Genomic DNA, 23,784 nt, shown 5'->3' with positions numbered 1-23,784 from the left:
CACGCATGTGAGGAACGGCCGTCCACTTGTCGGCTGTCCTTCCCTGATGTGAGCGGGCTTGGAAGGGAGGACAGTAGAGGGCAAGGACAGGCCGGACCCGGAGGAATTTTCCGGGTCTGTTTTCAACTTTCCGAAGGTGCCGGTCATGTGAGCACGCCGAGCGCCAGAGCGAGCTCGCGGACATCCCGGCGCGCGCTCTGTCGGTGCAGGCGACGCGCCAGCTCACGGGCGAGCCCATGGGCCCGCATCTGTTCGGGGGCTGCTCTGAAGGCCCGCTTCAGTTGGTCTGCCGCCTCATCCGTCCTGCCGGCCGCCCCGTAGGCCCGAGCGACATCGAGGCGGGCCCGCGCCCGCCGCTCCACCGGCAGGTCTCTGCCCAGCGGCACTCGGGGCGCCAAATCCACGGCCAGCTGCACATCCTCGAACTCGAGCGCCAGCGCCAGGCGATGACACTCCACGTTTGCCGGGCCGAAGGAGGTCCACATCTCGTTGGCGTCGGCGCCCAACTGGTCGGCTGCCCGCCGGGCCTGCGCCATCAGGTCACCGGCCAGGGACCGGTCAGGCAGGCGAGCCGCCGCGACCGCTCCGTTGAGGCACAGCGTTCCGTACAGGGACAGTGCTGTAGGCGACGAACCCGACCAGGTACGCGGCAGGCCATCGGCGGCATGCAACACGACGTCCACGGCATCCGCGGCCATGCCGGCCCCCAACTGGACATGTGCGACGCACCGGCGCAGCGCAAGGATCACGGCCGGATCCCCGGAATCGCTCGCGGCGACGTCCCCCTGATCCGCGGCCGTCCAGGCAAGGCTGGTCTCACCCAGGCTGCGCAGCAGGACCGCCGTGACGTGACAGGTCACGGCGAAGAGCCTGAGCGCCTCAACCCGCTCCCGTCCCGCCGCATGCTCGTGGGTGGCCAGCCGTGCATCGGCCAGCAGAGCCGGCAGGCGTTCAGCCAGCCGCCCATACGCGGACGCCTGAAACAGCCCCCAGGCGGCATCGACCTCCACGCCCAAGCGCTCCAGCCGCGGCGGCTCCCGGCCCGCGTAAAGGGCACCGGCCAGATGCCGGGAGTGCATGAGAGCCGACCGAATAGCGCTCACACTGCCCGGGTGGCCTCTGCGGTCCTCCAAAAGCACCGGGGCCCCCTGCAGGTCCACCACGGCAACACGCAGGGCCTGCGCCAGATCCGCCAGCATCTTGACGCTGTTCACCGGGATCCGACCAGCCTCCACCCGGTACACCCAGTCCTCCGAGCGATCCAGCAGCGCTCCCAGTTCCCACTGACGAAGACCTCGACGCTTCCGATAGAACCGCACCCGCTTACCGAACGAGAACGCGTCCGCCATGCCACACATCGTGCGCCTCGACACCCTGCTCCGCAGAGTCCCCTACGCGCCCTCTCGATCCTCCTCAGCCGCCGAGGCGGAGCGCGGGCGCAGCGGCTTAGCGGAGCCCTGCTGAGCGGAGTCGAAACTTGGGGAAGTGCGTGCCGGGCGTCGGGCGCAGGCGGGGGTTCAAAGACAGGCTCCAAAACCCGCTGCCGGGCCACTGCGAACGGAGAGCCCTCTGCGTACGAGGTCCTCCACCGTGGCGCGTGTACGGGATCAACAGCAGTTCAAGGATGGGCTCTCAGGCCATTTCGACGTAGCGGTGGACCCTGTCGAAGCGCCGGGCCGCCACGTCCCGGCGGCGGACCACCCAGTGGGCCACGCCGGAGTCCAGTTCCGTGACGTCCTCGCCGCACCTCCAGCTGGCCAGGAGAGCCCAGTCGTCGGCGTCCTCTCCGTGAGCCGTAACGTCCTGCGCGGAGGGACCGGCGTCTTCGGGATCACGGGCGTAGTGGACGGGGTCGTGCGGCCGCACGCTCCGCCACCGCCGTCTGCTGCCGCACCGCGCCCACGGTTACCTGCAGACACGTCGCCACCGAGAATGACAAGGCTCTCGGCCGGAACACCCCGCGGTCGCGGGGGTGTTCCGCAGCCGTTCAACATCCCGCAGTCCCGCTCCCTGTCCCCCCGTCGACACGTGGTGTTCCGGTCCTGGGCAAGGTGGTGGGTGTCCTCGGCCGGTCCTCCCCGCCGACACAGCGGTGTTCGCCGCTGTTCGAGCCGGGCTCCTGGAAACGACCCCCACCGGCGGCCGCGGACACGGGCATGCGGGCGACCCCCGGAGAGCGACGCGCCGCGAAAGGAGTGGCGGTCACGCCCGGATCCGCGACTGTCCAGTATCAGTGGAAACCTCCACCCCTGAGAACCGGAGGTATTCCATGCCCGTGCGCCCCGCCCTCACCACTGCGCTCTGCGCTGCCGCCTTGCTGTGCGCGGCCCCAGGCCCGGCCGCCGCCGCTCCCGGCGAGAGCATCACCGTCGACCCCACCGGCAAGGTCGCCGAGGACGGCACCGTCACCCTCTCCGGCACCTACCGCTGCACGCGTGCCGCCGGACCGGTGTTCATCACCTCCTCGATCAGCCAGAGCCGCCTCGACACCAGGCGATCCATCGGCAGCAGCCAAGCCCTGTGCGACGGCGCCGAGCACCGCTGGGAGAACACCGGCAAGGCCCCGTCCAACTCCGTCAAGCCCGGCAAAGCCAACGTAGAGGCGACCCTCATGGAGCTGCGCCTCACCAAGGGCCTGCCGCTGCCCTTCTTCCACGCCGCCCAGCGCCAGGACGTCGCCCTCAGCAAGGGATGAGAGTGTTTGCCTGCCCCTCCGCGGCGGCGGTGCGGTGCGGCGGTGCGGCCCCCGGCGGTCAGCCACTGGGGGCCTTCGCCGGTCAGGTGGCGAAGACCTGGGAGTCGTCGGCGAACGCCTTGAACTCCAGGGCGTTGCCGGCCGGGTCGAGGAGGAACATCGTCCACTGCTCGCCCGGCTGCCCCTCGAAGCGCACGTAGGGCTCGATGACGAACTCGGTGTTCGCCGCGCGAAGCCGCTCTGCGAGCTTGTGGAACTCCGGGATCGCGAGGATCAGACCGAAGTGCGGTACGGGAACGTCGTGGCCGTCGACCGGGTTGTGTATGCGCTGCGCGCGCTCCGGCGCGAGGTGGGTGACGAACTGGTGGCCGTGCAGGTTCCAGTCCACCCAGGTGTCCGCACTGCGGCCTTGGTCGAGGCCCAGGACGTCGCCGTAGAAACGGCGCGCGGCATCCAGGTCGTCGACCGGCACGGCCAGGTGGAACCGCGGAATCGGAGAGTCGAGAACGGTCACGGCACTGCCTTCCTGAGAGATGACAGGAACGGAGGTCGGGGCGGCACGCCCAGACCCGGTGTCCGCATATTGACATGGTGACGTCTGCCGACACTGCGCCTGGCACCGCGGTACGACGAGGCCGGGCCGTGGGTCGCTGCGGTCAGCGACCCGTGGTGCCGTCGATGAGTTCGCGGAGGATGTCCGCGTGGCCTGCGTGGCGGCCGGTTTCCTCGATCATGTGGGTGAGCGCCCAGCGGACGCTCGGCGAGGCACCTGAAGGCCCCGGCCGGTGGAGAGGTGCGCCGAGGTCGGTGCATTCGTCGAGAACCTTGTTCGCGCGGTCGACGGTTGCGCGGTAGCGGGCGACGACGTCGGCGACGCTGTCCTCAGGCGCAGGTTGGAATGTCGCTTGCCAGTCGGTCGCCCGTTCGCCGAGAAATGTCGCCTTCTCCACGGCGATCAGATGGTTGAGCAGGCCGAGCAGGGTCGTCCCCGACGGCACTGCCGATGTCCGGACCTGAGGCTCCGCGGCTCCGTCGACCTTCGTGGCGATCGAGGCACGCAGATAGTCGAGGAATCCGCGCAGGACGTCGGCTTCGCTGTTCGCGGTGCGGGGCGGAGGGGTGTCCTTGCGGCGGGAGGAGGGGGGCATCGCGTTCTCCTTGTGTGGTGCTTGCCGGGGCGGCATCACACGGTCCGGCGGCAGCTTTACAGGCCGTGGCCGACGGGCTGCATTCCTTCCGCGCGGTTTCCGTGTGGTCATTCTCAGCCGACGTACCGCGAAGCGGGGCCGGTCCTTGCTGTTTCGGCAAGCTGGCCCCACGTGGTGCCTGGGTGGAGGGCGTGCTGGGAGTTTTCGGTGGTCCCGGTCAGAGGTCCGTTCGAGCGGGCTCCGTGGCGTGCGGGTCGTGGCGGACGTACCACTCGGTGGACAGCAGCCTCGCCCGCTCGGCGGGTGCAAGGCTCGCGAGCCGTCCCGGCAGGGCCCCCCGCTCCACCTCGCTGCGATGCGCCAGGATGGCGCTGATCTTCTGCTCGAGCCAGGGGCCGACGTCGACCGTCACGGTGACCGACTCGTCCGGGACGCTGTACAGCGTCGTGTCCTGACGGACGAGGCTCTGGCCCAACACCCGCGCGGCGGAGTGCGGGTGTGTGGCCAGGTAGAGGGAGCTCGGCCGCCAGGGGGCGCCGGCGTCCGGGTAGAGCTGGTCCAGCGCGGCGGCCTGGACGGCGAGCGTGGTCACCCGGTGGGCGTGGAGGTGGTCCGGGTGCCCGGTCAGGTTTCCATAGGCATCGTGCGTGACGACGATGTCCGGGCAGAACTGCCGGATGTGCACGACCAGCCGATGGACCACCTCATCCAGTGGCGCGTCCACGAAGCGAGGGCTGCCCGGCGCCGACTGTGGCGCCCGGGCATCGGCGTAGCCGAGCAGCCGCGGTCCCTCGGCGCCGAGAACCCGCAGCGCGTCGGCCAACTCCGCCGCGCGCCGGGTCTCCGGTGCCCAGGTCGCCGTGACGACCGCGGTGCGAGCTCCCCCGGCCGCGTGCCGGGCCAGCACTCCGCCCGCCGCAAGAGACTCGTCGTCCGGATGCGCGAACACCGCGAGGAGGCTCGGCAAGGTCATGCGTCACATCGCCTTTCCGTACCGGCCGGTGACCGTGCTACTACCCGGTCGCGGCCGTCCGAAGGGTGCCGGGCAACGGCGATTCCAGGGCCTGGTACACATCGGTCCACAACAGAGTGCAGAGCTCGAACCGCCCGGCCCACTGGTCACTTCCGCCGCCGCTGCCACCGCTGATGATGCCCTTGGCGTTGATGCTTCCGTCGCTGTTCACGATGTACGCGGGGCCGCCGGAGTCCCCACGCTTTGAGCACTGTCCGCGTTTGGTGGCGGTGTTGACGCCGCGCACCATCGCGATGGTTCCGAACACATTGTCATTGATGAACCGGTTGACCCGGGTGTACCCGGTTGTCCAGCCGCAGACCTCAGTGGTCTTGAACCCGCCGGTGCAGAACTCGTCACCCCGCTGCGCCGGTCGGCTGAACACACCGCGAATACGGCGGCCTTCGGTGTTGCCGACGCCGTAGACCATGCCTTCGCTGAACTTGGGCACGGTGGCGTCCTCACCGTCGGGCATCTCCACGAGCGCGAGATCGCCGCGGTACTCGTCGTCGTTCGGGAACCGCTCGGTACCGCGACGGGCACCGTTGCCGTCCCAGTTCTCTCGCATCCCTTCGACCACGTAGCCCATGACGTCGTGACGAGTGGTGACCGAGCCACCATTGGGGACGCAGTGCGCGGCTGTCAGCATCATGGAGACGTCCCCCGCCACCCAGGGCAAGCCGCTGCTGCAGTCCCCGCCCTTCGGGGTGATGATCTGCGCGCCGCCCCAGAACGGGGACCTGTCGTCGATTCGACTGCCGCGGAACAGCGCGTCCTGTGGCGCTTCGGGAGCGTGCACCACGCTGATGGAATCGGCTCCGAACGCGTCGGCGAGCGACGACACGAGCTCATCGCTCACCGTCCGCGTGGTGATCTTGACGCGGTTCTCCTCGCGGTCCGGAGCCGTCTCGAAGATGTCCGCGTACTTCCCTCCACGGAACGGGAGTTCCATCGCCCGGTGGGCGATCCGGATCGTCGCCGACCACACGGCACAAGGTCGGACAGAAGTTACTTTCAGGTATGCCGTGACTTCCCAAGCGGACAGCAGTAGAACACGTTTCAATCAAGCCAAACGTGAGGAAGGTCACATGAGTGCTACACTCCTGCGCAATGCGCCACCTGATGGCCCGTCACGTCGAAGATTTCTTGCTGGAACGAGTTCTATTCTGGGCTCCCTCGCACTTGCCTCACAGGCGCTCCCGGCCCGGGCGATCGACGCCGTCCGCGTGCCCGCCCTGGTGATCGGCACGGGATACGGCGGCTCCGTCGCCGCTCTGCGGCTCGCCGAGGCGGGCGTGGATGTGCACATGGTCGAGATGGGCATGGCCTGGGACACTCCGGGCTCCGACGGCAAGATCTTCGCCAACACCACGAGCCCTGACGTCCGTTCCTACTGGCTGCGCACCAGGACCAAGCAGCCCCTCAGCAACTTCCTCGGCTTCCCGCTCGACAAGGACGTCCCCCGCCACACCGGGATCCTGGACGCCGAGGAGTTCGGCGGCATCATCGTCTACCAGGGCCGGGGCGTGGGCGGCGGCTCACTGGTGAACGGCGGCATGGCGGTCACGCCGAGGCGCGAGAACTTCGCCGCCGTGCTGCCCTCGGTCGACGCGGCCGAGATGTACGGGACGTACTACCCGCGCGCCAACGCGGGCCTCGGAGTGAGCACCATCGACCCCGCCTGGTTCGAGACGGCCGAGTGTTATCGGTACGCCCGGGTCGGCCGCAAACACGCGCAGCGCTCCGGCTTCCCCTTCGTCTTCGTGCCCGATGTGTACGACTGGGACTACATGAAGCGAGAAGCCGCGGGCACCGCCACCAAGTCGGCCCTTGCGGGCGAGATCCTCTACGGCAACAACCACGGCAAGAAGTCGCTGCAGCAGACCTACCTCGCCCGCGCCAAGGCCACCGGCCGAGTCACCATCTCGCCGCTGCACAAGGTCACTTCGGTTGCCCCGGCGACCGGGGGCGGCTACACGGTCACGGTCGAGCAGATCAACACCAGCGGTGACACCACCGCCACCAAGGCCATGACGGCCGACAAGGTGTTCTTCGCCGCGGGCAGCGTCGGCACCAGCAAGCTCCTGGTCAGGTTGAAGGCGACCGGTGCGCTCCCCCGCCTCAACGGCGAGGTCGGCAAGGGCTGGGGCGACAACGGCAACGTCATGTGCGGGCGCGCCAACCACATGTGGGACGCGACCGGAAAGCTCCAGTCCTCCATCCCCACGGCGGGCATCGACAACTGGGCCGCGGGCGGCGCGTTCGCCGAGGTGGCGCCGCTGCCGACCGGGATCGAGACGTACGCCTCGTTCTATCTGTCGATCACCAGGAACCCGCACCGCGCCCAGTTCTCCTGGAACGCGGCGACGGGGCGGGTCGAACTGAACTGGCAGACCGCGTGGAAGCAGCCGTCGATCGACGCCGCCAAGACGATCTTCGACAAGATCAACGCCAAGGAGGGGACGATCTACCGCACCGACCTCTTCGGCACGTACAAGATCTGGGGAGATCACCTCACGTACCACCCGCTCGGCGGCGCGGTCCTCGACAAGGCCACCGACAACTACGGCCGTCTGTACGGCCATCCGGGCCTCTACGTCATCGACGGCGCGCTGATTCCCGGCAACACCAGCGTCAACCCGTTCGTCACCATCACGGCGCTCGCCGAGCGGAACATCGAGAAGATCATCACGACCGATCTGTGAGCAGCGGCGCGGGTGGCATGGGCGGCCGGGCCCTCAGACCCAACGACCCACCGTTCCAGCGGAGTTGCCTAGCCGAAGGTCTCGGAGCGGCTGAGAAGGGCGTTGGCCGCGGGTGATCGCTGGTAGAGGACGCTGCGTCCTTTGCGCTGCCGGATGGCAAGACCTGCGCCGTGCAAGCGGGTGAGGTGGTAGGAGACTGTGCTGGCGGTCAGGTGGTGCAGTTGTGCGAGTTCTGCGGTGGTGCGGGGCTTATTCAAATGGTGCAGCAACGCCAGACGGGTGTGGCCGATGACGTCCGCCAATGAATGGCCGTCGGGCTCTGCGGGGTCCATGACGCGGACGGGGTAGATGAGGAGACTGTCGCCCTCTTGGAGGGGAGCACACAGTGCCAGTCTTCCGGTGAACGCCGACGGCACCAGTAACACCGTGGGCGTACCGGTGACATGTCCCTCGTAGCGGGTGTCGATCTCCAATGCCTCCTGCTCCCAGCTCAGAGAGGGGTGCAGGCTGGAGAAGACAGCGCCCACTCCGTGCCGGGCGATGATCTGGGACTGGCGGGTGATGTCCGACTCCAGCGCACGCTCCAGAGCCGCCCACCGCGGGGCGACGGCGTGCTGCCAGAACCGGTCGAGTTCTTTGGCGAGCCGTTCTGCGAGATCGCGTTCCTCCACCTCCAGGCGCCGGCGTACGGCATCGCTGACTTCCTGCAACTCTGCGGGCGGCAGCCAGGGACAGCGGTGTTGGCGCCACCGGCCACCGCTGAAGAACGCCGTCATCTCCTGGCGGATCTGGCCGGTGGGCGCTGTGGCGATCTGGTGCAGTTGCTCGTGCACGCCTGGCGCGTAGGAGGGCGGGCGGGGGGTGAGGAACTCGGGGAGGTAGGCGGAGTACCCGTTGCACAGCGCCGCCAAGTGGCCGAGCCGATGCTCCCTCAGCACCCGTCTGGTTTCGCGGCCCAGACGGCTGCGCGCGGGCGGGAGGGCCCCGGCGAGCACGGCGGATGTCACCTCGACAGCAGGCGAGAGGGCGAACCGTACGCCGGCCAGCTGCGCGGCAGGCAGGTCGATGCGTAGCACTGCACCCCCAGCGCAGGACGACTGTGTGAGAACTCTCGAATCGTTTGCTCCGCGCTTCGACGTTAAGGCCCCATAGGTGGTGAAGACAGGCAGCATCCCGCCATCACACTCAACCGAACGGCCCGTCCCGGTGATGTGCGGCGGCAAGCCTCCTCCAGAAAGGGACTTGTACATGCGCATCAACAAATGGTTCAAAACCACAGCTATGGCGGCTGCTCTCGGGGCGGCGGCGGTGGCTACTGCATCCGCTCCGGCTGCGGCGGATGTCAGCGCAAAGTTCTGGGATACCAAGTGCAACTTCGGCAGGGCCTGCGTCTACAAGCTGCATGGCCCCGAAGGACGCAACTGGTGGAACATCGAGCACTGCGGCTACACCCCTCTCAACGACTACTTCACCCATGCCAAGGCGCATGGGAACTCGTTCCGTGTCTACTACAACGACAACCCGAATCAGTGGGACTACGTAGCGGCGGGGACGGATCGCCCCATCGGCCAAGGCGGGGACAGGGCGAGCGGAGTAACGGTCTACTGCTGACCGAGGGGACCGAATCCTCCTCGCCTCTGTCTGCTCCTTGCAGAGGGCCAACCGGAATACGACCGGAACAGGCGACCGCAGTAAACGCGGGCACGTGGCCTTGACCAGGAGCCGTGTTCCCACAGGCCGTCGCGACCGCTGCCGCGGTAAATGCGGGCATTTACCGCGGCAGTTGCGGCCGAGCCGCTGGGTGCCGCTCTCCAGCAGACGACCGCCTGCCAAGGGCATCTGACGGGCCTCGCGGGCCAGGGCCGGGTAAGTCTGCGGCTCATAAGCGTGACCCAGCGCCTGGATGCATCAGCCGGAGCGGGAAACGGGCTTCGCGGGGGCGACGCTGTCGTGCGTGCCGGCCGGGGTGACCATCACGAACCGCGGGAGACCTTTGAGGTCCAGGATGATGTGTCTCTTCCGGCCAGGCGTCTTTTCCGGCGTCGTATCCGGACGTGGAGCGCGGGACGGTGGCGGCGACCACCATTGATCACCCAGGACTCGATCACAAGCACGACGATCACCTCACGGCCGGATCTAACAGAGAGTCCCTAGGCGAATGGCCCCTCGGTGACGAACCGACGGAGTTGACAGGCGAAGGCTGACGCTTCGTCGGCCGGCCACGAGGCCAGGCTGGTCGTGATGTGGTCGGACAGGCGCTGGCGCAGTATCTCGACGGCGCGTTCACCCTCGTCGGTGAGGGCGAGCAGGGTGGCGCGCCGGTCTGCGGGGTCAGGTTCGCGTCGTACGAGTCCGGCCGTCTCCAGTCGGGTGGCGCGGCGAGTGACGCCGGACCGGTCGAGCCCCACCTCGCGCGCCAAGTCGGCCGCGCTGCGGGGCCCGGTCCTGTCCAGCCCGCTGAGGACGGGATAGGTCAGTTCGTCCACTGCCTCCCCCATGCCGACGGTCAGGGTTCGGTACAGCCCTGCGCGCGTACTGCGCTTGAGCAGCACGCCGAGGGCGTCGGCGATCTCACGTCCCGCATTGCTCTCCACACCCCCACGATAGCGTGCGTGACGCACGCATGTGGGCTACACTCTCGCAGATGCGTGCGCAACGCACGCACTTTGTGGACGCAAGGCCCTGAAGGAATCCCGCCATGAACCGAACCACCATCGTCACCGCGCTCACCGACCTGATCTTCAACCCTGGCCTCGACCTCCACGAGGCCGCCGACCGGCACTTCGCCCCCGATTACCGTCAGCGCACGAACGGGCAGTGGGACGACCGTGAAGGCTTCCTCGAGCACATCGCCCACCTGCGTACCGTTGTGGCCGAAGGCTCCATCGAGGTCCACGACGAGCTGTCCGACGGCATCCGCTACGCCGACCGCCACACGGTCCACGTCACCAAGAAGGACGGATCCACCGTGCGTACCGAGGTCTACCTGTTCGGCGAATTCGCACCCGACGGCCGCTTCAGCCGCATCGAGGAAGTAACCCTCATGCTCGAAGGCGCCGAGGCCGACCGAAACCTCGGCAGCGCCCGCTGAGAAGTGGGAGCGAGCTCTCTGCCGAACTACCGCCGACGGAGGGCCCTGTACACGCGGAGCCCTCCACCGTGGCACCTGTACGAGATCAGCGGAGGTTCAGAGATGGGTTCTCGGCGCGTCGGGAGCGGGTGAGGGCGCGCCGGCCGAGTGCCACGGCGATCAGTCCCAGCGGGATGGCCGCGATGGCTCCCACGATCCCGTTGCCGGTGCCGGGGCCGCCACTGGAAGTGGCCACATGCAGCGCGGCGAGTGCCATGCCGGTCAGTCCCGCCGCCATGGCCGACAAGGCGCCGGTGCGCGCGTTGCCGATGCTCATTCGGGCGGCGATACCCGCTCTCAATCGGCCGGCGACGCGGGCCAGGGCCAGCCAGCCGATGGCCACGCCGACCAGTCCCACACCGAGGGCCAGGTTGGCCCCCGTCCGCCCGTCGCCGACGGCTCCGCCCTCGGCGGCCACCATCAGGGCCGCTGCTGCGCTCATGTCAGTCTCCTTCCGTCGCACGTGGCGAATTCCCAGGTGTCGCTGTGACTTGAGCGTGCCTGCCGACCGCGCTGCCGGTCGTCCGGCAGGTGCGGTCTTTTCGGACTGCCGTCGGCACGGCAGTCGACTGCCGCGGATGCGGCAGGCGGCGGGCGGATACCGCACGTGCGGTAGTCGGCCGCTCGTCCGCCGGCGGGACTCGCCCGCTGGGGCGCCCGGCTAGGGTGCTCGCATGGACACAGGACGTCTTCGTGTCCCGGCCGGTGTCATGGACTGGGCAATTGCCGTCAGCGTGGCGGCACTGCTGCTGGGCACCGGGTTGTCCGGTCAGCACCCGGCCAGGGAGCGCGAGTTGCTCGGCTCCGTGCTGCTGGCGGCCGGCGGTCTGGTGCTGGTCGCGCGCCGTAGGGCTCCGATCGCCGTGCTGGCTGTCACCGGCCTGTGCGCGGTGGGGTACCAGGCAGCCGGTTTCGAGGTGCTCGCCGTGTCGTACTTGGTCGCGGTGTACGGCACCGTGCGGGCCGGACACCGGACCTTGGCGGTGGCGGCGTCCGTGGCCCTGCTCCTCGTCCTCCCCCTCACGGCCCTGGTGTTCCACGACGGGCCCGCGCGCGAGGCGTTCGCGCAGGCACGGAACGTACTCGAACTCGCCTGGCTCATCGCCGCCTTCGCCGCCGGTGAGGCACTGCGGCAGGCCGAGCGGCGGGCGGACGAAGCCGAGCGCACCCGGGAGGAGACCGCGCGGCGGCGCGCCGACGAGGAGCGGCTGCACATCGCGCGGGAGCTGCACGACGCGCTCACCCACCAGATTTCGATCATCAAGGTGCAGTCCGAGGTGGCCGTCCACGTGGCCCGCAGGCGCGGCGAACACGTACCGGACACCCTGCTGGCGATCCAGGCGGCCGGACGTGAGGCGACCCGGGAACTGCGCGCGACCCTGGAAGCCCTGCGCGACGACGACACGGCCCCGCCGCACGGCATCGGGGACGTCCCGGAACTGGTGGAGCGCGCCCGCTCGATGGGCCTTGACGCGACGCTGACGATCGACGGGCAACGGCACGACGTGCCGGCCGCGGTGGCCCGGACCGCCTATCGCATCGTCCAGGAGGCGCTCACCAACACCGCCCGGCACGCCTGTGCCACCGCCGCGTCGGTCCGGATCGAATACCGGGCCGACTGCCTTGCCATACAGGTGGACGACGACGGCAAGGCCACCCCTGAAGGCGTGCCGTCCCCCGGCCTCGGGCTGCTCGGCATGCGCGAACGCATCACAGCCCTTGGCGGCCGGCTGCGCGCGCATCCGCGCGCCGAGCACGGCTTCACCGTCCGGGCCGAACTCCCCGTGGAGCGAAGATCATGATCCGTGTCCTGCTGGTCGACGACCAGCCGCTCATCCGCAGCGGCTTTCGCGCACTGCTCGACCTCGAGGACGACATCGAGGTGGTGGCCGAGGCCGGCGACGGCACGCAGGGCTTGGCACTCGTCGAGGAGCACCTGCCCGACGTCGCGCTCATCGACATCCAGATGCCGGTCATGGACGGGATCGAGGCGACCCGGCGCATCGCCGCGGACCCCGCCCTGGCCGGCGTGCACGTCGTGATGCTGACCAACTACGGCATGGACGCGTACGTCTTCGAAGCGCTGCGCGCCGGCGCCGCCGGGTTCCTGGTCAAGGACATCGTGCCGGAAGACCTCCTGCACGCCGTGCGGGTCGCCGCCCGCGGCGACGCCCTGCTCGCCCCGTCCATCACCCGCAAGCTGATCCACCGGTACGTGGCCCAGCCCCTCTCCACCGCCACCGGCGCCGCGCTCACGGAGCTGACCAGCCGGGAACGCGAAGCGGTCGCCCTGGTCGCGCAGGGCCTGTCCAACGACCAGATCGCCGACCGCATGTCGATCAGCCCGATGACCGCCAAGACCCACGTCAACCGGGCGATGGCCAAACTCCACACCCGCGACCGCGCCCAACTCGTGGTCCTCGCCTACGAGTCCGGCCTGGTCGTCCCGTACGGCCACTGAGCAACGGATGCAGGATGCCCACCGCGGCCGCGTCACGGCCGCCACGATTCCCGGCGGAGTCAGCTGCTCAGCGGCAGTTCCAGACAGTCGGCGTGATGCGACCGTCAGGAATCTTCCAGCTCCGGCCGGCGACGCTGCCGTCGCCACTGGTCGCAGCGAGATCAAAGCCGAGGTCGGATGCCTGCTTCAACGTGGACCCGAGCGTCGTCAGCTGCCACACGCCGTACTCCTGCGTGCCGGAAGTGTCCGTGCGACCGAGGATCTGACCGTTGCGGTTGATGCCCCGGATGCCCTCGTTCCGCGGCAGCACGCGCGGCTGGCCGTCGCGGTCCCACAGCACGCCGCGCAGCGCGTAACTCGGGCTGTAGGTGGTGACTTCGGCGACGACGCGGCCGTTCGATATTCCGCGTGTGACGACGTTCTGAGCCCCATCGGGGAGGGGGAGGGCGCGCGCCGTGCCGTCCTTCCAGAGATAGGGGGCCCTTACGTTGCCGGATTCCGCCGCGAGCAGCACGGTGCCGTCCTGGTCGATACCGTGTGCCGTCGCCGACGCGTTGGGAAGTCCGGTCAGCGCGACCACTTTCCCGGGCTGGTCGGCAGGCCAGATCACCGGATGGAAGCGCAGTATGTTGTCGACCACCATGCCGACGTTGCCGACGACATCTCCCTTTTCGTTGATGCCCTTCGCCGAAGAAACGTAGGCACCGGCCGGCTCGGGCAGGCGCTCGATCTTGCCGTTGCGCGAGCGTACGGCGTTGTAGTATCCGTCCTTCCGCCGCGCGATTCCGACGACCGTCCCGGCGTCGTTCACCGCGTCGATTTCGACCCCCTTCACGTAGTTGGGGTCGACGAGATAGCCGTAGTCGGTGAGCTTTCCGTTCTTCCACACGACGGCGTGGTTGTCTTTTCCGTAATTCGAGCCGTCCGTGGTCGTGCCCGCGTAGCCACCGCTTCCGTCAGCGGCGGAAACCGCGCCGGTCACCGCCCCGGCGGGCAGCGGCAGGGTGGCCGGCGTCCACGCGCAGGCTTCCGATTCAGCGGCAGTGGCGGTGGGCGCCGCGACGCCGACCATAGTCGCCATCAGTCCCGCCGAAAGCAGGAAGCGGGCAACTCCATTGGTACGTCTCATGATTCTCCTCGGGCAGTGCAGCAAGGACAACGCATTGCGTTCCCGGCCAAGTATGTCGACCAAACCCTGAACCGGGTGAGTTGGCGGCTGCGAAAGGCCATGGAATAGCGCAGGGACAGAAAAGCACGGCCTCTTCACCAGTGGGCGGTGTGCCGGTACGCGATCACGTGTGTTGTCCTGCCACCAGGACACCCCAACACGCCGTTGTGGCTTAAAGGATGCGGGTCGAGTCCTCGCGCTCTCAATGCGATCAGCACGCCGAAGTGGGTTAGCGCCGTCAGGCGGATCGGGGCCAGTCGTCCCTGCTCCGGTGGTCGCGCACCGCCTCTTCCAGCGCGCGTATCCCGAGGTCGATGAGCGGGTTACGCCGACTGCCCCGGCGCACGCAGGTGAGGATCCGCCGCATCGGCAAGTTCTCGCTCGACACCGGCACCCGCACCACCGCCTGGCCCTCCGGACCCTCGGCCAGCCGCGGGACCAGCGAGACGCCCAGCCCGTTCGCGACCAGCGCCCAGATCGCCGGCCACTGGACGGCGGCGTGCGCGATCCGCGGCGAGAACCCGGCCGCGGCGCACAGCATCCGTACCCGCTGGGCGTGGTCGCAGGTGCCCGGGTCGGCGACGATCCAGTCCTCGGCCGCCGCGTCCTGCAGCCGCACCGACGCCGCCCGCGCCAGCGGGTGATCGGCAGGCACCAGCATGATGTGCGGCTCCTCCAGCAGGGGGCTCTGCTCGAACCGCGCGTCGTCCGGCGGCGGCCCGCCCTCGACAGGCTCCACGACCGCGAGATCCACCTTGCCCGCCATCAGCAGGTCCACGCTCTCCTCGCTGTCGCACTCGCGCACCTGTACCTGGAGGTCGGGATGGCTGTGCCGCAGTCGTCCGGCCGCGGGGGCGATCAGGCCGCTGATCGCGGTGTTGAAGCCTCCGATGCGCAGCGGTCCGGCCATGCCCGCCCGGTAGGACTCCAGGTCCGCCCGGGCCTCCTCCCACCGGGCCAGCAGCGCGTCGGCGTGGTCGACGAGCAGGCGGCCGGCCGGGGTCAACCGGACGCCGCGGCCCTGCGGTTCCAGGAGGGGGACCTTGAGCTCGCGCGCGAGTTCGCGCACGTGGTGGGAGACCGCCGACGGGGTGAGGTGCAGGGCCTCGGCGGCCGCGGTGACCGTGCCCTGCTGGTGCACCACGCGGAGCATGTGAAGTCGACGCAGGTCAATCATGAAACGATTTTGCACAGTTGGCCTGCAAAACATGCAATGGACCGCAACGTTCGGCCGGAGTCATCCTGCTGTCATGAACGCCAACACCAACACCAACACCACCGTCGTTTCCCGGCACACCACCAGCGAGGGCGTCGTGATCTGGAGCAGGTGCGCCTGCGGACGGCTCCAAATGGCCTTGGTTCCCTACGGCGTTGACGGCAAGGGGCTCGCCGCGGGCGGGCACGACGTGCACTGCCCCCGCTGCGGTCGTTAGTGCCGCCGAGATGCCCTCCGCTCCCCGTATCACTCGTTCCACGGCGATCTGGACCGTCGTCGGCCTGGTGCTGCTGACCCTCAACCTGCGGGCGGCCATCACCGGCGTCCCCCCTGTCCTGGGCGAGCTCCAGGACGAGTTGGGGCTCACCGGCGTCGAGGCCGGCGTGCTCACCACCCTGCCGATGCTGTGCCTGGGCGTCTTCGCCGCGTTGGCCCCCGTGCTCGCCCGCCGGGTCGGCGCGGAGACGGCGATCACCGGAGCTCTCCTGCTGATCACCATCGGGGTCCTGCTGCGCGTGGCCCCCTCCCAGGCGGCGCTGTTCACCGGCACGGTGCTTGCCGGAGCCGGCGTGGCCACGGGCAACGTACTTGTGCCTGCGGTCATCAGGCGCGTGTTCCCCCACCGCGTGGGACCGCTCACCGGCATGGCGATGATGCTGATGTCGGTCAGCGGCGCTGCCGCGGCGGGCCTTGCCGTCCCGCTGGACCACATGGGCGGCTGGCGGCTCGCCCTCGCCGTGTGGGCGGCTCCGGCTCTGCTCGCCGCCCTGGTGTGGTGCCCGCTCGCGCTCGGCGGGCGGAAGCGGTCGCAGGCGGGGGCGGCCGCCCGCGCTCGCGTGTCCACGTCCACCGCTCGCGCGCAAGAGCAGCCGAGCGCTCGCGCGGAGGATCGGACGCGGGCCCGGACGGAGGCGCACGCGGAGGATCGCACGCGGATCCGGACGGAGGCGCACGCGGAGGCAGGATCGCTGCTGCGCTCGCCGCTGGCGTGGTCCCTGACGGTCTTCATGGGCATGGCCTCGCTGATGTTCTACACGCTGATGTCGTGGCTTCCCGAGATCATGCGCGATCGCGGGGTCGCGCCCGCCACCGCCGGGCTCATGACCTCACTCGTGGTGGTCATCGGCATCCCTCTCGGCTTCGTCCTGCCCGTGGTCGCGGCCCGGCTGCCCGACCAGCGGCCACTCGTCCTCGGGGTCGCCGCCACGACGGCGACCGGACTCGGCGGGCTGCTGCTTGCTCCGGGGGCCGGATGGGTCTGGGTCACGATCCTCGGGGTCGCCACGGGCAGCGCGTTCCCGCTCGCCTACACGCTCCTCAACCTGCGCTCCCCCACTCCCGCGGTCGCGGCGCGGCTCTCGGGCATGGCCCAGTCCGGCGGGTATCTCCTCGCCGGTTTCGGCCCGCTGGCCTTCGGCGTCCTGCACAGCGTCACCGGCGGCTGGGAGGTGTCGATCGGGCTGCTGCTCCTGCTGGTGGTGCCCGAGGTGGTGTGCGGCCTGCTGGCCGCTCGCCCCGGCGTCGTACGGATGAGCCCTACGCGGCCGGAGGGGCACATGGCGCATCTCACCGGGCCCGCGGAGACCTCCGCCCGGTCCGCCGGAGCGGACTGTTCGCGCTGAACTCGAAGCCCGCCTCCCTGGTACTACGCAGGGAGTACGACAGCAGTCGTCAGCCGTACGACGCGTGGTGATGACGCCTCGGGCGAGGGTGGAGCACAGCGGTTCTCACGCGCCCGACTGGCCCCTACAGGGAGACGCCCCATGCATCCCACATCCACCGCCCCGTCAACGGAACGGTCTGCTGCGATCGCCAGGCGGATCGACACCTTACGCCCCTACGCCCTCTCCCTCTTCCGGATCGTTGTCGGGCTGCTCTTCGCCTGTCACGGCCTCGGCTCGCTCTTCGGAGTGATCGGTCCGGCCGCGGGGCCCGAGGTCGAGACCGCTGCTCTGGGCTCCTGGCCCATCTGGTACGCCGCTGTCATCGAACTCGTGGGCGGCACGCTGGTGATGCTCGGCCTCGGTTCCCGTACGGCGGCCCTGATCTGTTCTGGGGAGATGGCATACGCGTACTTCGAGACTCATGCCTCCCAGGGCTTGATACCCCTGGACAACGGCGGAGAGTCCGCCGCGTTCTACTGCTGGGCGTTCCTGCTGCTCGTCTTCACCGGGCCGGGCCCCCTCTCCCTGGACCGGCTGATTCTCAGTCGGCGTGCCCGTCAGAACCCGTGAGCCGCCTCGCGGAAGTGGACGCCGGGAGCGCTACGGCCGTGTCGGCCGCGCCCTCGGGCGGCGCGATCCGGCGCAGGAGGAAACCGGCGGCCATGGCCATCGCGAACATCTCCACCGCGTACACCGCCGAGGGGATGGCCATTCGGGAGCTGTCCAGCAGCGAAGGGCTGAGGGCGATGGCCAGCGACAGCGTGGTGTTGTGCATGCCGATCTCGAAGCAGGTGGCGACGGACTGCCGGTGGTCGCCGCGGGCCAGCCGGGTCGCCCCGTAGCCGGTGATGAGGGAGATCGCGGCGAAGAGGAAGACGACGAGACCGACGTCGGCGAGATAGCCGAGCACGTTCTCCCGCTCGGCGGCGACCGCGACGATGATGATGCCGATGAGCACGGTCACCGCCGTCACCTTGACCGCCTGCGTGGAGCGCTCCGCGAAGCGCGGATGGCGTTGCCGTACCAGCATCCCCGCCGCGACCGGCACCAGCACGATCAGGAAGACCTGCAGCGTCTTGTCGAAGCGCAGGCCCAGCGCCTCGTCCGAACCGGCCATGAAGTGGTCGAGGGAGAGGTTCACGACAACCGGCAGCGTGAAGACGGCGATCACCGAATTGATGGCGGTCAGCGTGACGTTGAGGGCGACGTCGCCGCCGAAGAGATGACTGAAGATGTTCGCCATCGTGCCGCCGGGCGAGGCCGCGAGCAGCATCATGCCGACGGCCAGGGCCGGGCTCAGGTCGAAGGCGAGGACCAGGCCCAGGCAGGCGGCGGGCAGCAGCACCAGCTGGCAGACGAGAGCGACGGCCACCGGCCACGGACAGGACACGATCCTGCGGAAGTCCGCCGCGGTCAGGCCGAGTCCGAGACCGAACATGATCACGGCGAGGACGACAGGCAGCAGATAGGTGGTCAGCGGCGAGTCCACAGGAACAGGCTCCAGGAGCCTGATTGAAATGTCCACGACTGTGCGATGTCCGCGACTGTGCGATGTCCACGGCCGTGCGTGCGCCGCAAGCGGTGAGCGTCGGTCTCAGTCGAGGGACCGTGCCCACTGGCCGGCCAGCTCCGTGAAGGCGCGAACTGCGGCGCTTCGGTAGGCGCTTTCGCGGCGGAGCAGGGTGACGGTGCGCGAGGGGATCGCGGGAGCGAGAGGCACGGGAGCCAGGTGGGGGTGGTCGCGGGTCACCGCGTCCGGCAGGACGGTGGCCAGCGAAGTGCGGGCCACGATCTCGATGAGAGCGTTGACGGAGTTGGCCTCGATCGCGATACGCGGCCGAACGCCGTGAGCGGTGAAGTGATCGTCGATGTGCCGACGCGTCGCGAAGTCCTCGCTGAGGAGGGCGAGGTGACGCTCCCTCAGGTCAGTGACCGGCAGGGGGCCGGGGCGGTCGGCTTCCGGGTCCCCGGCGCCCACGACGAGGCTGAGGCTCTCGGCGCACAGGGTGTCCGCCTCAACGCCCGGCAGGTGCGCGCCGCTGAAGGCGACGCCGAGGTCCAGCCGGTCGTCCAGGAGCTCGGCCTCCATGCGGTCCTGCGTCATCTCTCGCACATCGAGGGTGATGCCGGGGTGACGGTCGTAGAACCCGGCGACGAGCGGGCCCGTGAGGTACGCGGTGAAGGTGGGGGTGACGGCGAGGCGGAGGTGGCCGCGGGAGAGGTCGTGCACGTCGAGGACGGCCCGCTCCCCCGCCGCCAGGTCCCGCAGCGCGCGCCGGGCGTGGTGGACATAGGCGGACCCGGCGTCCGTGAGGCGTACGGAGCGGCCGGTGCGGTCCAGGAGCTGCACGCCCAGAGCCTTCTCCAGCTGCCTGACCTGCTGGGAGAGGGTGGGCTGGGAAATGCGCAGCTCTTCCGCGGCGCGGGTGAAGTTCGCGTGTTCGGCCACGGCGAGCAGATAACGCAGGTGACGCAGCTCCGGCTTCATGACTTCGACTATAGACGTAGCTATAGGTGTCACCGATGGCAGACAGAGGTAGCACGTCTTGGACGCTATAGGTGCAGCTCATGCACAGTGAATGACGTCGGGCCCCACCGACAACCCGATCGAAGGGAGTTTGGGCCGTGCGTCATCTCTCCGAAGGAGTCGACCGCTTCCAGCGGGAGGTCTTCCCCGCCAAATCCGGGCTCTTCGCCCACCTGGCAGCCACCCACCGGCCCGGCACGCTGTTCATCGGCTGCTCCGATGCCCGTGTCGTGCCCGAGCTGATCACCCAGACCGAACCCGGCGAGCTGTTCGTCGTCCGCACCGCCGGCAACCTCGTGCCCGCCTACGCCCCCGGCGCCGACGCGGTGGCCGCCGGCATCGAGTACGCGGTCGCCGTCCTCGGTGTGCGGGACATCGTCGTCTGCGGGCATTCGGGCTGCGGCGCCATGACCGCCCTCGCCGAGGGCCACGACCTGTCCGGCGCACCGGCCATCGCCGACTGGCTGCGCCACGCCGACGCCTCCCGGGCCCGCACCACCGCTCCGGCAGCGGGCGAGGACGCCGTCGCCGCGCTGGTGCGGCAGAACGTCGCCGCGCAGTTGGCCAACCTCGCCACCCATCCCTCGGTCGCCCGCGCACTCGCCGACGGCGATGTCCGGCTGCACGGCTGGGTCTTCGACATCTCCACGGGCGCCGTCGACGAACTCGACACCGGGGCGCGTCCGCTACTGGCGGCCTGACCCACCCGCCCCTCGCTCCCCCTATGGCCACACCCCTTGATCTCGTCCGGGCCCCCGGACGCCCCGAACCCGCCGTCCCCGCCTCGGTGGACGGTGCCCACACAAAGGAAAACGCCTCATGATTCACGCCCAGTTCGACAACACCGCTCGCCAGCAGCTCGCGATCGCCGCCGTCGAGGCCAAGACCCGCAAGAACCTCTCCTGGCAGCAGATCGCGGACACCGCCGGTCTGTCGGTCGCGTTCGTCACCGCCGCTGTCCTGGGCCAGCACGCCCTGCCGGAGAGTTCGGCGACGGCGGTCGCCGAGTTGCTGGGGCTCGACGAGGACGCGGTGATGCTGCTGCAGACCATCCCGACCCGCGGTTCGATCCCCGGCGGCATCCCCACCGACCCGACGATCTACCGCTTCCACGAGATGCTCCAGGTGTACGGCACCACCCTCAAGGCCCTGGTCCACGAGCAGTTCGGGGACGGCATCATCTCCGCGATCAACTTCAAGCTGGACGTGCGGAAGGTCGCCGACCCCGACGGCGGTGAGCGCGCCGTCATCACCCTCGACGGCAAGTACCTGCCCACCAAGCCCTTCTGAGGCACTGGCGGACGAGGATCACCCGGTTGCGCGGCACGGGAGCGCGGAGCCGGGGGACTCGTCCACGCAGACTCGCGAAGTATGAACTCGACACGACGGGCTGTGCTGGCGGGGATGGTGGGCGCGGGGCTGGCGCCGTGCGCGGCGGGACGGGCCGCCGCGGCGCGGCCCCGGCCCCCTGCGTCGCTGCTGGGGCGCGAGATCCGCCGTCTGCCCACCTCCCGCAAGGTGGTCGCGCTGACCTTCAACGCGGCGTGGGACGAGAGCGGTGTGGACGTTGTCCTGGCCGAGCTGCGGCGCCGCCGGCTCGCGGCGACGTTCTTCCCCACCGGAAAGTTCGCCGAGGCCCGCCCCGCGGCCGTGCGGGCCATGGGCGCCGAGCACGGCCTCGGCAACCACTCCTACAGCCACCCGTACTTCGACGACCTGAGTACGACGGCCCGGGAGCGGGAGGTGCGGCGCGCCGACAGGGCGATCCGGGCCGCGGCGCGGACCGAGCCGCTGCCGTTCTTCCGTTTCCCCTACAGCTCCACCACGGCTGCGTCGGTCGCCGACGTCAACCGTCTCGGCTACGCGGCGATCGAGTTCACCACCGACACCAACGGCTACCTCGGGCCGGGCCGCGGCATGACCGTGGAGCGGGTGGTCGAACGGGCCATCGCCGCCCTCGCCCCGGGCGCGATCATCCAGATGCATGTGGGCAGCACCAGTGACGGGATCGTGCTCGACGCCCAGGCACTGCCCCGCATCATCGACGCCATCGGTGCGAAGGGGTACGGGGTCGTGGATCTGCGCGAGTTCCTGGTGACTGAGGAGTGAGCGAGGTGCGCCCCGCCTCCCACCAGCGGTCAAAAGGAGGCGGGCAGGTCCGCCGTGCGACAGCGAAAACCGGTGGCCCGCGACGCGCCGGCGCTGTTACCTTGATCGGCATGGCACGAGGTATCTGGTCGCAGAAGGTCCGCTCCGCCCGCTGACGGCGGCGCCCTTTCCCTGCTGAATCCGCGCTCGCCGTCCCGGTCCCGCCGGGCGGCCACTTCCTGCTGCCCGGCTCCCCTGCGAGCCGCGGAGCATCCGTTGAACCTCACCCCGACCCCTGAAGCCATGTCCCTGCCCGTCGAGGCGGGCGGCAGCGCACATGTCCGTGCCGAGGGCGTCACCGTCACCCGCGGGTCCCGGCGCGTCCTCAGCGACGTCTCGGTCACCGTCTCGGCCCGCTCGCGCGTCGCCGTCGTCGGCGAGAACGGCCGCGGCAAGACGACGCTGCTGCACGTACTGGCCGGGCTCATCACACCGGACGAGGGCACCCTGCACCGGGCAGGCACGATCGGCCTGGCCCTCCAGGAGCTGTCCGTCCGGGACGGCGCGACCGTCGGCACCCTGACGTCCGAGGCGCTGGCCGCGTCACTCGCTGCCCTTGCCGCGCTGGACGAGGCCGCCCTCGCCATGACCGAGGGCGACCCCGATGCCGACGACCGCTACGCCGCCGCGCTCGACGCCGCCACCCGGCTCGACGCATGGGACGCCGAACGGCGCGTCGACGTCGCCCTCGATGCCCTTGGCGCCTGCGCCGACCGGGACCGTCCGCTGTCGACGCTGTCGGTCGGGCAGCGCTACCGGGTCCGGCTCGCGTGCCTGCTCGGCGCGCGGCACGACGTGCTGCTGCTCGACGAGCCGACCAACCACCTCGACGCGGCCGGCCTGGACTTCCTGACCCGCAGGCTGCGCGAGCACGACGGCGGCCTGGCCGTCGTCAGCCACGACCGGGCGCTGCTGCGCGACGTCGCGGACCGGTTCCTCGACCTCGACCCGACCCGCGACGACAAGCCGCGCCTGTACGCGGGCGGCTACGACGCCTGGCAGGACGCCCGGCGGCGGGAGCGCGAGCGCTGGGAGCAGGACCACGAGGAGCAGCAGGCCGAGCACCGGCGGCTCCAGGACGCGGTGTCCAGGGCCCGCGACCGGCTCTCCACCGGCTGGCGGCCCGACAAGGGAACCGGCAAGCACCAGCGCCAGTCCCGCGCACCGGGCGTCGTGCAGGCCCTGAACCGGCAGCAGGAGGCCCTGCGGGCGCACCGGATCGACGTGCCGGAGCCGCCGCCGACGTTGCGGTGGCCGGATCTACGGGTCCGGCCGGGCGCGCCGCAGCTGCGGGCGTACGGCGTCGCGGTCGAGGGGCGCCTCGCCGGGCCGGTCGACCTCACCCTCGACGGTGGCGACCGGCTGCTGGTGACCGGTCCGAACGGTGCCGGGAAGTCCACGCTCCTCGCGGTCCTGGCCGGTTCGCTCGAGCCCACGCACGGGTACGTCCGGACGGCGCAGGGGGCGCGGGTCGTCCGGGTCACCCAGGAGACCGCCGGGCAGGCTCCCGGGCTCACCGCCCACGAGGTGCACGCCCGCCATGTGGGACGGCTGGTGGCCGGCGGGGAAATCCGCGACGACGACGCCGTCCCGCTCGGGGCGCTCGGACTCCTCGACCCCGACGCGCTGCGCACGCCGGTCGGGCGGATGTCGCAGGGGCAGCGGCGGCGCCTCGACCTGGCGCTGGCGCTGGCGGGACGGCCCGGCGTCATCCTGCTCGACGAGCCGACAAATCACCTGTCGTCGGTGCTGGTCGACGAGCTGACCGACGCGCTCCGCCGCACGAGCGCGGCCGTCGTCGTCGCCACGCACGACCGGCAGCTGCTGCGCGACCTCGCGGACTGGCCGCGGCTGGAGGTGGGTTGATGCCCGGATGACGACCGAATGACATCCGCATCACGCCCGGTAGG

At 69.9% G+C, this 23,784-nt stretch carries 26 protein-coding genes; 13 read left to right on the top strand and 13 right to left on the bottom strand.

Annotation, left to right across the window (positions count from 1 at the left end; translation table 11 throughout):
- Positions 1-143 precede the first annotated feature (143 nt).
- Both STRAU_RS27765 and STRAU_RS27760 read right to left on the bottom strand, forming a co-directional pair.
- Positions 144-1,349, bottom strand: a complete 1,206-nt coding sequence (locus STRAU_RS27765; RefSeq protein ID WP_259299998.1) for a helix-turn-helix domain-containing protein — start codon at positions 1,347-1,349, stop codon at positions 144-146.
- Between the two features lie 283 nt (positions 1,350-1,632).
- The gene (locus STRAU_RS27760; RefSeq protein WP_016643729.1) at positions 1,633-1,866 is read right to left on the bottom strand and encodes a DUF1963 domain-containing protein; all 234 of its coding nucleotides are present in this window, start codon (positions 1,864-1,866) and stop codon (positions 1,633-1,635) included.
- A 403-nt stretch (positions 1,867-2,269) separates the two neighbouring features.
- On the opposite strand from STRAU_RS27760, the gene STRAU_RS27755 reads away from it, so the two are divergent.
- Positions 2,270-2,695 carry a DUF6299 family protein gene (locus tag STRAU_RS27755; protein ID WP_037662298.1) on the top strand — a complete coding sequence of 142 codons (426 nt, stop codon included), beginning with the start codon at positions 2,270-2,272 and terminating at the stop codon, positions 2,693-2,695.
- A gap of 82 nt (positions 2,696-2,777) precedes the next feature.
- On the opposite strand, the gene STRAU_RS27750 is transcribed toward STRAU_RS27755, so the two are convergent.
- The 4 genes from STRAU_RS27750 to STRAU_RS27735 form a co-directional block, all read right to left on the bottom strand.
- Positions 2,778-3,209 carry a VOC family protein gene (locus STRAU_RS27750; protein ID WP_016643727.1) on the bottom strand — a complete coding sequence of 144 codons (432 nt, stop codon included), beginning with the start codon at positions 3,207-3,209 and terminating at the stop codon, positions 2,778-2,780.
- Positions 3,210-3,351: 142 nt separating this feature from the next.
- Positions 3,352-3,843: a DinB family protein gene (locus tag STRAU_RS27745; RefSeq protein WP_037662296.1), complete on the bottom strand. Its 492-nt coding sequence runs from the start codon at positions 3,841-3,843 to the stop codon at positions 3,352-3,354.
- Between the two features lie 217 nt (positions 3,844-4,060).
- Positions 4,061-4,816: a PIG-L deacetylase family protein gene (locus STRAU_RS27740; protein WP_016643725.1), complete on the bottom strand. Its 756-nt coding sequence runs from the start codon at positions 4,814-4,816 to the stop codon at positions 4,061-4,063.
- 40 nt (positions 4,817-4,856) lie between these two features.
- Positions 4,857-5,843: a trypsin-like serine protease gene (locus STRAU_RS27735; protein ID WP_016643724.1), complete on the bottom strand. Its 987-nt coding sequence runs from the start codon at positions 5,841-5,843 to the stop codon at positions 4,857-4,859.
- Between the two features lie 100 nt (positions 5,844-5,943).
- Here STRAU_RS27735 and STRAU_RS27730 point away from each other — a divergent pair, with 100 nt between their 5' ends.
- Complete coding sequence (locus STRAU_RS27730; protein WP_106968066.1) at positions 5,944-7,560, top strand: GMC oxidoreductase; 1,617 nt, start codon at positions 5,944-5,946, stop codon at positions 7,558-7,560.
- A gap of 68 nt (positions 7,561-7,628) precedes the next feature.
- Here STRAU_RS27730 and STRAU_RS27725 read toward each other — a convergent pair whose 3' ends face one another.
- Positions 7,629-8,636, bottom strand: coding sequence for an ArsR/SmtB family transcription factor (locus tag STRAU_RS27725; protein ID WP_037662294.1), 1,008 nt, complete (start codon positions 8,634-8,636; stop codon positions 7,629-7,631).
- Positions 8,637-8,808: 172 nt separating this feature from the next.
- Here STRAU_RS27725 and STRAU_RS42530 point away from each other — a divergent pair, with 172 nt between their 5' ends.
- Positions 8,809-9,171 (top strand): hypothetical protein, encoded by a 363-nt coding sequence (locus STRAU_RS42530; RefSeq protein ID WP_158692136.1) that lies wholly within the window; start codon positions 8,809-8,811, stop codon positions 9,169-9,171.
- Between the two features lie 539 nt (positions 9,172-9,710).
- Here STRAU_RS42530 and STRAU_RS27720 read toward each other — a convergent pair.
- Positions 9,711-10,154 (bottom strand): MarR family winged helix-turn-helix transcriptional regulator, encoded by a 444-nt coding sequence (locus STRAU_RS27720; RefSeq protein WP_016643720.1) that lies wholly within the window; start codon positions 10,152-10,154, stop codon positions 9,711-9,713.
- Between the two features lie 104 nt (positions 10,155-10,258).
- Here STRAU_RS27720 and STRAU_RS27715 point away from each other — a divergent pair, with 104 nt between their 5' ends.
- Positions 10,259-10,651, top strand: coding sequence for a nuclear transport factor 2 family protein (locus STRAU_RS27715; RefSeq protein ID WP_016643719.1), 393 nt, complete (start codon positions 10,259-10,261; stop codon positions 10,649-10,651).
- Positions 10,652-10,736: 85 nt separating this feature from the next.
- Here STRAU_RS27715 and STRAU_RS27710 read toward each other — a convergent pair whose 3' ends face one another.
- Positions 10,737-11,132, bottom strand: coding sequence for a DUF6223 family protein (locus tag STRAU_RS27710; RefSeq protein WP_016643718.1), 396 nt, complete (start codon positions 11,130-11,132; stop codon positions 10,737-10,739).
- Between the two features lie 232 nt (positions 11,133-11,364).
- Between STRAU_RS27710 and STRAU_RS27705 the strand changes: the two genes are divergently transcribed.
- Complete coding sequence (locus tag STRAU_RS27705) at positions 11,365-12,492, top strand: sensor histidine kinase (RefSeq protein ID WP_037662291.1); 1,128 nt, start codon at positions 11,365-11,367, stop codon at positions 12,490-12,492.
- On the top strand, positions 12,489-13,151 hold the full coding sequence (locus STRAU_RS27700; RefSeq protein WP_016643716.1) for a response regulator: 663 nt from the start codon (positions 12,489-12,491) through the stop codon (positions 13,149-13,151). Before STRAU_RS27705 ends, STRAU_RS27700 begins: the two co-directional genes overlap by 4 nt.
- Positions 13,152-13,218: 67 nt before the next feature.
- Here the strand turns inward: STRAU_RS27700 and STRAU_RS27695 are convergent, their stop codons facing one another.
- Together STRAU_RS27695 and STRAU_RS27690 are read right to left on the bottom strand one after the other, a co-directional pair.
- On the bottom strand, positions 13,219-14,280 hold the full coding sequence (locus STRAU_RS27695; RefSeq protein ID WP_037662289.1) for a hypothetical protein: 1,062 nt from the start codon (positions 14,278-14,280) through the stop codon (positions 13,219-13,221).
- Between the two features lie 277 nt (positions 14,281-14,557).
- Positions 14,558-15,496 (bottom strand): LysR family transcriptional regulator, encoded by a 939-nt coding sequence (locus STRAU_RS27690; RefSeq protein ID WP_037662286.1) that lies wholly within the window; start codon positions 15,494-15,496, stop codon positions 14,558-14,560.
- A 73-nt stretch (positions 15,497-15,569) separates the two neighbouring features.
- Between STRAU_RS27690 and STRAU_RS27685 the strand changes: the two genes are divergently transcribed.
- The 3 genes from STRAU_RS27685 (at position 15,570) to STRAU_RS27675 (ending at position 17,769) form a co-directional block, all read left to right on the top strand.
- The gene (locus STRAU_RS27685; RefSeq protein WP_016643713.1) at positions 15,570-15,752 is read left to right on the top strand and encodes a hypothetical protein; all 183 of its coding nucleotides are present in this window, start codon (positions 15,570-15,572) and stop codon (positions 15,750-15,752) included.
- A 10-nt stretch (positions 15,753-15,762) separates the two neighbouring features.
- Positions 15,763-17,157: a CynX/NimT family MFS transporter gene (locus tag STRAU_RS27680; protein ID WP_016643712.1), complete on the top strand. Its 1,395-nt coding sequence runs from the start codon at positions 15,763-15,765 to the stop codon at positions 17,155-17,157.
- A gap of 141 nt (positions 17,158-17,298) precedes the next feature.
- Positions 17,299-17,769, top strand: a complete 471-nt coding sequence (locus STRAU_RS27675) for a DoxX family protein (RefSeq protein WP_016643711.1) — start codon at positions 17,299-17,301, stop codon at positions 17,767-17,769.
- On the opposite strand, the gene STRAU_RS27670 is transcribed toward STRAU_RS27675, so the two are convergent.
- The gene (locus STRAU_RS27670) at positions 17,741-18,688 is read right to left on the bottom strand and encodes a bile acid:sodium symporter family protein (RefSeq protein ID WP_016643710.1); all 948 of its coding nucleotides are present in this window, start codon (positions 18,686-18,688) and stop codon (positions 17,741-17,743) included. The genes STRAU_RS27675 and STRAU_RS27670 overlap by 29 nt on opposite strands.
- A 105-nt stretch (positions 18,689-18,793) precedes the next feature.
- A complete protein-coding gene (cynR, locus tag STRAU_RS27665; RefSeq protein ID WP_016643709.1) occupies positions 18,794-19,687 on the bottom strand; it encodes a transcriptional regulator CynR in 894 nt (297 codons plus the stop codon).
- A 137-nt stretch (positions 19,688-19,824) separates the two neighbouring features.
- Here cynR and STRAU_RS27660 point away from each other — a divergent pair, with 137 nt between their 5' ends.
- The 4 genes from STRAU_RS27660 to STRAU_RS27645 all read left to right on the top strand — a co-directional run bounded on the left by STRAU_RS27660 (position 19,825) and on the right by STRAU_RS27645 (position 23,740).
- Entirely contained in the window at positions 19,825-20,427 is a 603-nt protein-coding gene (locus STRAU_RS27660) for a carbonic anhydrase (RefSeq protein ID WP_016643708.1), read from the top strand.
- 118 nt (positions 20,428-20,545) lie between these two features.
- Positions 20,546-21,016 (top strand): cyanase, encoded by a 471-nt coding sequence (gene cynS, locus STRAU_RS27655; protein WP_016643707.1) that lies wholly within the window; start codon positions 20,546-20,548, stop codon positions 21,014-21,016.
- Positions 21,017-21,097: 81 nt separating this feature from the next.
- Positions 21,098-21,835: a polysaccharide deacetylase family protein gene (locus STRAU_RS27650; protein WP_037662284.1), complete on the top strand. Its 738-nt coding sequence runs from the start codon at positions 21,098-21,100 to the stop codon at positions 21,833-21,835.
- 255 nt (positions 21,836-22,090) lie between these two features.
- Positions 22,091-23,740, top strand: a complete 1,650-nt coding sequence (locus STRAU_RS27645) for an ABC-F family ATP-binding cassette domain-containing protein (protein ID WP_016643705.1) — start codon at positions 22,091-22,093, stop codon at positions 23,738-23,740.
- The last annotated feature ends 44 nt before the right edge of the window (positions 23,741-23,784 follow it).

Source organism: Streptomyces aurantiacus JA 4570, assembly GCF_000414115.1.
GTDB classification, from domain to species: domain Bacteria; phylum Actinomycetota; class Actinomycetes; order Streptomycetales; family Streptomycetaceae; genus Streptomyces; species Streptomyces aurantiacus_A.
Note: the sequence above shows the minus strand (reverse complement) of the source record. Positions and strands in the feature narration are given on the sequence as shown.

Bases quoted from the DNA above. Each gene is read 5' to 3' on its own strand.
- STRAU_RS27765 (WP_259299998.1), bottom strand. From the start codon at position 1,349: ATGGCGGACGCGTTCTCGTTCGGTAAGCGGGTGCGGTTCTATCGGAAG.
- STRAU_RS27755 (WP_037662298.1), top strand. From the start codon at position 2,270: ATGCCCGTGCGCCCCGCCCTCACCACTGCGCTCTGCGCTGCCGCCTTG.
- STRAU_RS27745 (WP_037662296.1), bottom strand. From the start codon at position 3,843: ATGCCCCCCTCCTCCCGCCGCAAGGACACCCCTCCGCCCCGCACCGCG.
- STRAU_RS27740 (WP_016643725.1), bottom strand. From the start codon at position 4,816: ATGACCTTGCCGAGCCTCCTCGCGGTGTTCGCGCATCCGGACGACGAG.
- STRAU_RS27730 (WP_106968066.1), top strand. From the start codon at position 5,944: ATGAGTGCTACACTCCTGCGCAATGCGCCACCTGATGGCCCGTCACGT.
- STRAU_RS42530 (WP_158692136.1), top strand. From the start codon at position 8,809: ATGCGCATCAACAAATGGTTCAAAACCACAGCTATGGCGGCTGCTCTC.
- STRAU_RS27715 (WP_016643719.1), top strand. From the start codon at position 10,259: ATGAACCGAACCACCATCGTCACCGCGCTCACCGACCTGATCTTCAAC.
- STRAU_RS27710 (WP_016643718.1), bottom strand. From the start codon at position 11,132: ATGAGCGCAGCAGCGGCCCTGATGGTGGCCGCCGAGGGCGGAGCCGTC.
- STRAU_RS27705 (WP_037662291.1), top strand. From the start codon at position 11,365: ATGGACACAGGACGTCTTCGTGTCCCGGCCGGTGTCATGGACTGGGCA.
- STRAU_RS27700 (WP_016643716.1), top strand. From the start codon at position 12,489: ATGATCCGTGTCCTGCTGGTCGACGACCAGCCGCTCATCCGCAGCGGC.
- STRAU_RS27695 (WP_037662289.1), bottom strand. From the start codon at position 14,280: ATGAGACGTACCAATGGAGTTGCCCGCTTCCTGCTTTCGGCGGGACTG.
- STRAU_RS27690 (WP_037662286.1), bottom strand. From the start codon at position 15,496: ATGATTGACCTGCGTCGACTTCACATGCTCCGCGTGGTGCACCAGCAG.
- STRAU_RS27685 (WP_016643713.1), top strand. From the start codon at position 15,570: ATGAACGCCAACACCAACACCAACACCACCGTCGTTTCCCGGCACACC.
- STRAU_RS27680 (WP_016643712.1), top strand. From the start codon at position 15,763: ATGCCCTCCGCTCCCCGTATCACTCGTTCCACGGCGATCTGGACCGTC.
- STRAU_RS27675 (WP_016643711.1), top strand. From the start codon at position 17,299: ATGCATCCCACATCCACCGCCCCGTCAACGGAACGGTCTGCTGCGATC.
- cynR (WP_016643709.1), bottom strand. From the start codon at position 19,687: ATGAAGCCGGAGCTGCGTCACCTGCGTTATCTGCTCGCCGTGGCCGAA.
- cynS (WP_016643707.1), top strand. From the start codon at position 20,546: ATGATTCACGCCCAGTTCGACAACACCGCTCGCCAGCAGCTCGCGATC.
- STRAU_RS27650 (WP_037662284.1), top strand. From the start codon at position 21,098: ATGAACTCGACACGACGGGCTGTGCTGGCGGGGATGGTGGGCGCGGGG.